Origin of the sequence: Zhongshania sp., from assembly GCF_047636175.1 — a bacterium.
In the GTDB taxonomy this organism is placed as follows: domain Bacteria; phylum Pseudomonadota; class Gammaproteobacteria; order Pseudomonadales; family Spongiibacteraceae; genus Spongiibacter.
This window is the reverse complement of the sequence record NZ_JBLIKC010000050.1, coordinates 1-6825: the sequence shown is the minus strand read 5'-3', so window position 1 is coordinate 6825 and position 6825 is coordinate 1. Positions and strand designations below refer to the sequence as shown.

Sequence of the window (6825 nt, the reverse complement as noted above, 5' to 3'; positions counted from 1 at the left end):
GAATACGAGGGTCTTTGTCTGCTATACGCGCACCATGCGCTGACTCGTGAAAAACTCTACGCAATAAAAATTCTGGGATGGGCACGCTTGGCCAATGGCCAAAATGTTGCGGTGCTACCTTGGCTCAATCGCGTTCATCGCTGTATTGACCTCAAAGATCCCGAATCCGGATTAGCCCAGGGCTATTATGATCCCCGCAGTAGCCGACACTTTAACGACACACCGCCGCACCATATTGCCGCACTAGACGCCATGAGCCAGTACCCGCAAAGCGCTAGCGAAGCTATTGTTCAAGAAATACCGGACCTTATCGGCAGTCATGCCGCGCTGCTCAGCGATGACCAGCAATTCATACTAGAACCGGTGATTAGCTGGCGACTCCACAATGACGGCAAACTCCAGGCCATGATTGCTGATTTAAGTCTCGCGTCCCATTCGCCGATATTAGCCAACGACAAATGCCTATACGCCGCTCAACAACAAGCCAATTTCAGATACTTCTTTCAATACCATATTGCCAACCAAATTAAAGCGGGCGGCCACATTGCGACGCGAGCCCTAAGCCAGTTATTAACCTAGAAAGAAACACTTAACGCGGACGCGATTAGACCTTTTTGACGAAGTAGCGGTATTTCCCCGCACTGTCTTCCTGAGCCAATAATTCGTGGCCGAGAAAAGTGCAAAACTTGGGAATATCCCGCGTTGTTGCCGGATCAGTGGCAACAATCTCTAGGACATCGCCGGGGGAGATATCGCGTATTTTATTGTGCAACATCATGACCGGTTCCGGACAAAAAAGTCCGCAAGTATCTAGAGTGTGATCTGTCACTATTGCCAAACTAACTGCTCCAAATTCTAAGCATCTGCATTGCTGCGTAATATCTAAACTGCCGCACTAAAGCGACATTAGGCCTTTGCAATCACCGTCCAGCTTTCAGTCTCAGGAGTGAATACAATAGCGGCCTTATTACTTTCTAAGGCGCGCCGCAGCTGACTGATTTTTTCTTCTAGACTCACTTCGTTTTCACCGTAATCGGTTCCGTCACGAGTCACCATTTCTTCCAGCATGCCCTGAAGCGCGTCAGGGCTGAGTTTTTGCCAGGGAACTTCCACATACTCATTCATGAACGGGCTTTCCAAACTTAAATGTCATCCGGTCACTCTCCCCAATTGCCAAATATACTTCACGTTGCACATCACCTAAACGCAAGCTCGGCGGCAGGGTCCAAACCCCTTTGGGATGATGGTGGTTATCTTTGCTATTCGCGTTGATTTCACTGCTATCTAACAATAAAAATCCAGCAGATTCCGCCAGCGCAATGGTCTGCTGCTCTGACACATAACCGCTTTCAATCATCGTCTCTAATGACGCGTCAGCGTCAGCCCGATGCTCAACAACTCCCAAAATACCGCCGGGTTTTAAAGCCTTATAAGCCGCAGCAAAAACATCCTCAGCAACACCCGCTTTTAACCAATTATGGACATTGCGAAAGGTGAGCACTTTATCAGCTGTGGCCGCGGGCGCGATATCCGTATGCATTGGTGCTTGCATCGTGGTAATCGCCACATTGCCATAGACGTCCGGCCGTGCAGCAAGCTTTTCCTCGAAACGAGATCGAGCATTGACGTAATACTTAACACCACTGTCTTTGGCAAACTGAGCAGTATAGAGCTTGCCACAATCCTTCACGATGGGAGCAAGCACTTCCGTATACCAGCCGCCACCGCCGGGCCACAGTTCCACCACGGTATCGCAGGGTTGAACGCCAAAAAAAATCAGTGTCTGCAGCGGGTGACGATAGACATCGCGAGCGCGATTTTGCTCACTTCTATGATCTGCATCTAGCACTTCTGCCCACATCAAATCAGTCACCGCCGGCGCGGCGAAGGCGACCCCGCAAAATAATGACAAGGCCAAGACTGGCACAGCACGTAATTTCATTTTTATTCCCTCGGTGTTATTGCCAGTTATTACTTCGACTGCTCGGCCATAAATACCCGCACATGTTCGACCTTATCGGCCATAGTTTGTTTACGGTCAGACCTAGTACCAATTTTTAGCTGACTCGACAGTCGCGGCGCGCCCATTTCATGCAGGCGCACGTGGCAGCGCTTGACCGCCTCCATGACCGTCTCCCACTCGCCTTCTATATTGGTACCATAGGCATGCAGTTGATGTGACAAGCCCATATCGGCAATGATTATTTGACACTCCGCGATATATGGCGTCAAAGACACCTCTACATTTAAGGGTGTTATGCAAAAATCCACAATCACTTTCATGTCACACCTCCAAGGCTGTTCGCCCTATTACACTCGTAGTATGCTCAGTCTATAATCTAACGCTAGCAATATATAAAAGGATGCCGCCGTGAACAACTCTCTTGTCTTTACTTTCTTAGGACTAGACCGCCCTGGGCTAGTTGAACGGCTCGCTGACATTGTCGCCGACCACCAGGGGAACTGGCTAGAAAGTCGCATGACCCAACTCGCCGGCCAATTTGCAGGTATCGCACGTGTTACGGTTCCTGAAAGCGAAGTCGACGAACTTAGTAACGCCCTGTTAAGCCTTAACATTGAAGGCCTAACCATTAACATTCAGCCCGGCCAGCTTAAATCAGCTGAATCGACGCCGAAAATTTGCAAACTGCACATTCTTGGCAACGACCGTACAGGCATTGTTAGAGAAGTCAGTCGCGCCTTAAAACAACAGCAAATTAATGTTATAGAAATGAGTTCTAATATCACTAGCGCGCCCATGAGTGGCGATGCCCTATTTGAAGCTCATGTCGTTGCCGAGATACCTATGGGATGCAATATTGACGAACTTGAGGACAGCCTAGATACCATCGCAGAACAACTTAGCGTTGATATTATTTTAAGCTAGCGCAACGCTGTTTAGCCACGCAGCTTATTAACAGTAAACACCAGCGCTGCTGCTAGTAGCGCTATAAACCCGACGCCCAACACACAAAGTAACAAATACTCCGCAATGTCCTGCCACGGCACGTCGAAACTCCACACCGCTGACCACACCAATATCACTGTTGCCACCACTGCCAGCACCGGCGTTCGGTAGCGCTTATAAGCCTTTATATACTTATTTACCACGTAGACTTCACCGTTTTTTCTTGCGTTTAAAGTACCTAACCGGCTTCACCCTAAGGTGTTTTCCCGCACCCACTCGCAGCGTAGCTTACCGCCGCCCTGACCCGGGACGTGACATTCATCTTCTGCCTGCCAAATAAATGTGTGAGTTCCGTTATACGCTGTTTGCAAATGTACGGTTGCGGTAACCCAATACATTTTATGGAGCATTTTTTCAAACTGCTTTAGCCATTCATCCCATTCATGTTCAACAGCCTTATATGAGCTACCAAAGTGAATCACATCGGTTTGGCAATCGCCAAAATCAATAGCCGGACGAGGTGCAGAAAACATTTCTCGACACAGCAAAGGCCAGCCTTCAGATGCGGGTAGTGACGCAGTGACCAGCTGATTATTGTCGCGCCGGTCAGTTACATCTGCCTTGCTACGAGCAAACAACATATCTGTAATACAACCGTAAACTACCGATTCCTGCGCCATAGCTATGCCTAAATTATCAAGTCTGCGTGAGTCTACAAAAGCTATTGGCCCTCGGCCAGCTATTTCCAGCCACGGCCTAAGCCCTCGCCTCTTCGTTTGCTGGCAAATGCAGATGACGCCAGGCTATCGCAAATCCGATTGCTGCGGCAACCGCAGCCATGATGAAACAAAAGACGCTGCTAAAGTCCCAGGCCCAACCACTTAATACCGCACCAGCTGCGCCGCCTAAGCCGAAACTTACACCACTATACAAGGCCATGCCCTGCCCCTGATGCCCAGCGAACGACTGCCTGATTATCTCGATACCGGCAGCGTGATAGCTGCCAAAGCTAGCTGCATGTAAACATTGGGCAAAAAATAACACCGCTGGATATTCGACAAAATAGGCAATCAGCAACCAGCGCAAACACGACAGCGCTAAACTCCACAGCACAATACGCCTTAAGCTATACGCCGCTAAAACTCGGTGCATCCCCAGAAAAAGCAGCACTTCTGCGACCACACCTAGTGACCAAAAAACACCAATTGAGGCCTTGGAATAGGACTGCGCCTCAAGATAAATACTGAAAAATGTATAGTAAGGGCCGTGTGAAAGCTGCAAGAAGAAACTGACCGCAAAAAAAGCCAGTACCGCTGGATGACTCAGAATTTGCCCTAAGGGTTGGCGCTGATGGATATCGCTCTTGGCCACCGGTTTTTCAGAAACCAGCAAACTAGCTAACCAAATACTGGTGAGCAACACGGTAATAATATAGAGCAAATGAACTATTGGGTATCGGTCTAACCACCAACCAACAGCCAGAACCGCGGCGATAAAACCAACAGAGCCCCACACTCGAATTAGACTGTAACGTCCGTAACGCCCGACTAAATGCGATAGGGTGACTACGTCAAATTGGGCTAATACTGCATTCCAAAAAAAACTATAGGCGACCACAACAGCCGCCAACCACCAAAAATCCGACCGCAGATACACGCCACTGAAAGCCACTATGGCTAAAAAAGCACCGTAGCGGATTATGCGGCTGCGATAGCCGTAAGTATCCGCCAACCAACCCCAGAGATTTGGCGCAACCACCTTCGTGGCCATGACCAGCGCAGACAGGATGCCAATGTCTTCTGAACTGAAACCAAGGGACTTGAGGTATAAAGCCCAGTACGGAGCCCAAGTTCCCAATAATGCAAAATAGCAAAAATAGAAACCCGATAGGCGCCAATACGGCACTGAAGCTGCCATGACAGCTTACGAGGTGGCGGCAGGAATGACAGGCGTGGTCGAGTGCACATCAGTGTTTTGTGCGCGATTTCGCAGTAGATGATCCATTAGCACAATCGCGACCATCGCCTCAGCAATAGGGACCGCGCGAATGCCAACACAGGGGTCGTGACGACCCGTGGTAATGACCTCAACTGCCTTGCCGTCCATGTCGACCGATTTTCCTGGCAGCACGATGCTCGATGTCGGTTTTAAAGCTAAGTGAGCAATCAAGTCTTGTCCGCTGGATATGCCACCGAGAACACCACCAGCATTATTAGAGGTGAAACCCTCGGGGGTCATTTCATCACGATGGATACTTCCAAGCGCGTCTACGCAATCAAAACCGGCACCAATTTCCACCCCTTTTACCGCGTTTATGCCCATTAAGGCATGGGCAATATCCGCATCTAAGCGATCGAAGACCGGTTCGCCTAAACCCACCGGCATACCGGTGGCCACAACCGTCAATTTCGCCCCTACAGAATCACCGGATTTACGCAATTTCTTCATGTATTCTTCCATCTCAGAAACTTTACTGGCATCTGGACAGAAAAAGGGATTGGTTTCCACCACACTCCAATCAACATCGTTTATCCCGATCGGGCCGAGCTGGGAAAGATAGCCACGCACCTCGATACCGCAGCACACCTGCAAATATTTTTTAGCTACCGCGCCGGCCGCTACCCGCATCGCAGTTTCACGCGCGGAAGAGCGACCACCGCCGCGATAATCGCGGGTGCCATATTTTTGCTGGTACGTGTAATCGGCGTGCATCGGACGAAAACGGTCTTTGATTTTGCCGTAATCTTTGGAGCGCTGATCGGTATTTTCTATTAATAGACCAATAGACGTGCCGGTAGTTTTCCCTTCGAACACACCCGACAGTATTTTTACCACATCCGCTTCGCGGCGTTGAGTTGTGTAGCGCGACGTGCCGGGTTTGCGGCGGTCCAAGTCCAGCTGCAAGTCCTGTTCAGAAATTTCTATACCCGGCGGACAGCCATCAATAATGGCGCCCAAGGCGAGGCCATGGCTCTCACCGAAAGTGGTGACTGTAAATAGTTTACCTATGCTGTTACCTGACATGAAATTTCCTGACGCTACTTTAAATGACACTAAACTAATGAAATATTATACGGCAAACCACAGAAACAGTCAGAAACTCACGCGAAACTGTCAGCATATTCAAGCAATTGTTCACGAGTCATAACAAAAATTCCATGCCCGCCGCACTCAAACTCAAGCCACATAAATGGCACTACTGGGAATGCCGCGTCTAATGCTGTGCAGCTATTACCGACTTCAACGACCAAGACGCCCCCCGTGGTCAGGTGATCTGCGGCGTGACGCAGAATTTGCCGCGTGATATCCAAACCATCAGGACCAGACGCCAAACCTAGGGCGGGCTCGCGATGATATTCAGCGGGCATAGCTGCTAAATCTGCGGAATCGACATACGGTGGATTACTCACAATAAGATCGTAACGCTCACCCGCCAAACATTCAAAGACATCAGACTGCACCGCCCGCACTCGCCCAAATAGGTTATGGCGAGCAATATTTATGTCGGCAACATTAATGGCATCCAGTGAAATATCTGTAAGATCGACACTGGCATCTTCAAACTGATAGGCGCAGGCAATGCCGATACAACCGCTTCCCGAACAGAGGTCAAGAATACGTTGAGGGTAAATACCCGACAACCACGGCTCGAAATCCTGCGCGATTAGCTCGGCTATTGGCGAGCGTGGCACCAGCACTCGCTCGTCCACATAAAAAGATAGCCCCGCAAACCAAGCTTCTCGACTCAGATACGCTGCAGGAACACGCTGATCAATGCGGCGCTGAAGCAGCGTCAAGATCGCTTCGCGCTCAGCCATCGTTAAACGCGCGTCTAATAAGTCGGGTGAAAAATCAAAAGATAAACTTAAAACATGCGAAACCAAAATCCGCGCTTCGTCGTACGCATTGTCAGTGCC

11 protein-coding genes are annotated in these 6825 nt (G+C 49.6%); 2 read left to right on the top strand and 9 right to left on the bottom strand.

Annotation, left to right across the window (positions count from 1 at the left end):
- Positions 1 to 579, top strand: a 579-nt coding sequence (locus tag ACI955_RS17070) for a hypothetical protein (protein WP_415244952.1), incomplete at its 5' end; no start/stop codon positions are given.
- A 25-nt stretch (positions 580 to 604) separates the two neighbouring features.
- Here ACI955_RS17070 and tusA read toward each other — a convergent pair.
- The 4 genes from tusA to ACI955_RS17050 form a co-directional block, all read right to left on the bottom strand.
- Positions 605 to 838, bottom strand: coding sequence for a sulfurtransferase TusA (gene tusA, locus ACI955_RS17065; protein ID WP_415244951.1), 234 nt, complete (start codon positions 836 to 838; stop codon positions 605 to 607).
- A 68-nt stretch (positions 839 to 906) separates the two neighbouring features.
- Positions 907 to 1125, bottom strand: coding sequence for a YheU family protein (locus ACI955_RS17060; protein ID WP_415244950.1), 219 nt, complete (start codon positions 1123 to 1125; stop codon positions 907 to 909).
- Entirely contained in the window at positions 1118 to 1942 is an 825-nt protein-coding gene (locus tag ACI955_RS17055; protein WP_415244949.1) for a class I SAM-dependent methyltransferase, read from the bottom strand. The genes ACI955_RS17060 and ACI955_RS17055 overlap by 8 nt, the downstream gene beginning before the upstream one ends.
- A 29-nt stretch (positions 1943 to 1971) precedes the next feature.
- Positions 1972 to 2283, bottom strand: a complete 312-nt coding sequence (locus ACI955_RS17050; RefSeq protein WP_415244948.1) for an MTH1187 family thiamine-binding protein — start codon at positions 2281 to 2283, stop codon at positions 1972 to 1974.
- A gap of 88 nt (positions 2284 to 2371) precedes the next feature.
- On the opposite strand from ACI955_RS17050, the gene ACI955_RS17045 reads away from it, so the two are divergent.
- Complete coding sequence (locus ACI955_RS17045) at positions 2372 to 2887, top strand: glycine cleavage system protein R (RefSeq protein ID WP_415244947.1); 516 nt, start codon at positions 2372 to 2374, stop codon at positions 2885 to 2887.
- Positions 2888 to 2898: 11 nt separating this feature from the next.
- Here ACI955_RS17045 and ACI955_RS17040 read toward each other — a convergent pair whose 3' ends face one another.
- The 5 genes from ACI955_RS17040 to prmB form a co-directional block, all read right to left on the bottom strand.
- Positions 2899 to 3111 carry a hypothetical protein gene (locus ACI955_RS17040; protein ID WP_415244946.1) on the bottom strand — a complete coding sequence of 71 codons (213 nt, stop codon included), beginning with the start codon at positions 3109 to 3111 and terminating at the stop codon, positions 2899 to 2901.
- Between the two features lie 45 nt (positions 3112 to 3156).
- Positions 3157 to 3588, bottom strand: coding sequence for a hypothetical protein (locus ACI955_RS17035; RefSeq protein ID WP_415244945.1), 432 nt, complete (start codon positions 3586 to 3588; stop codon positions 3157 to 3159).
- A 76-nt stretch (positions 3589 to 3664) separates the two neighbouring features.
- Positions 3665 to 4825 (bottom strand): MFS transporter, encoded by a 1161-nt coding sequence (locus ACI955_RS17030; RefSeq protein ID WP_415244944.1) that lies wholly within the window; start codon positions 4823 to 4825, stop codon positions 3665 to 3667.
- Positions 4826 to 4831: 6 nt separating this feature from the next.
- Entirely contained in the window at positions 4832 to 5932 is a 1101-nt protein-coding gene (gene aroC, locus ACI955_RS17025; protein ID WP_415244943.1) for a chorismate synthase, read from the bottom strand.
- A gap of 77 nt (positions 5933 to 6009) precedes the next feature.
- A partial coding sequence (prmB, locus tag ACI955_RS17020) for a 50S ribosomal protein L3 N(5)-glutamine methyltransferase (protein ID WP_415244942.1) occupies positions 6010 to 6825 on the bottom strand: 816 nt, incomplete at its 5' end.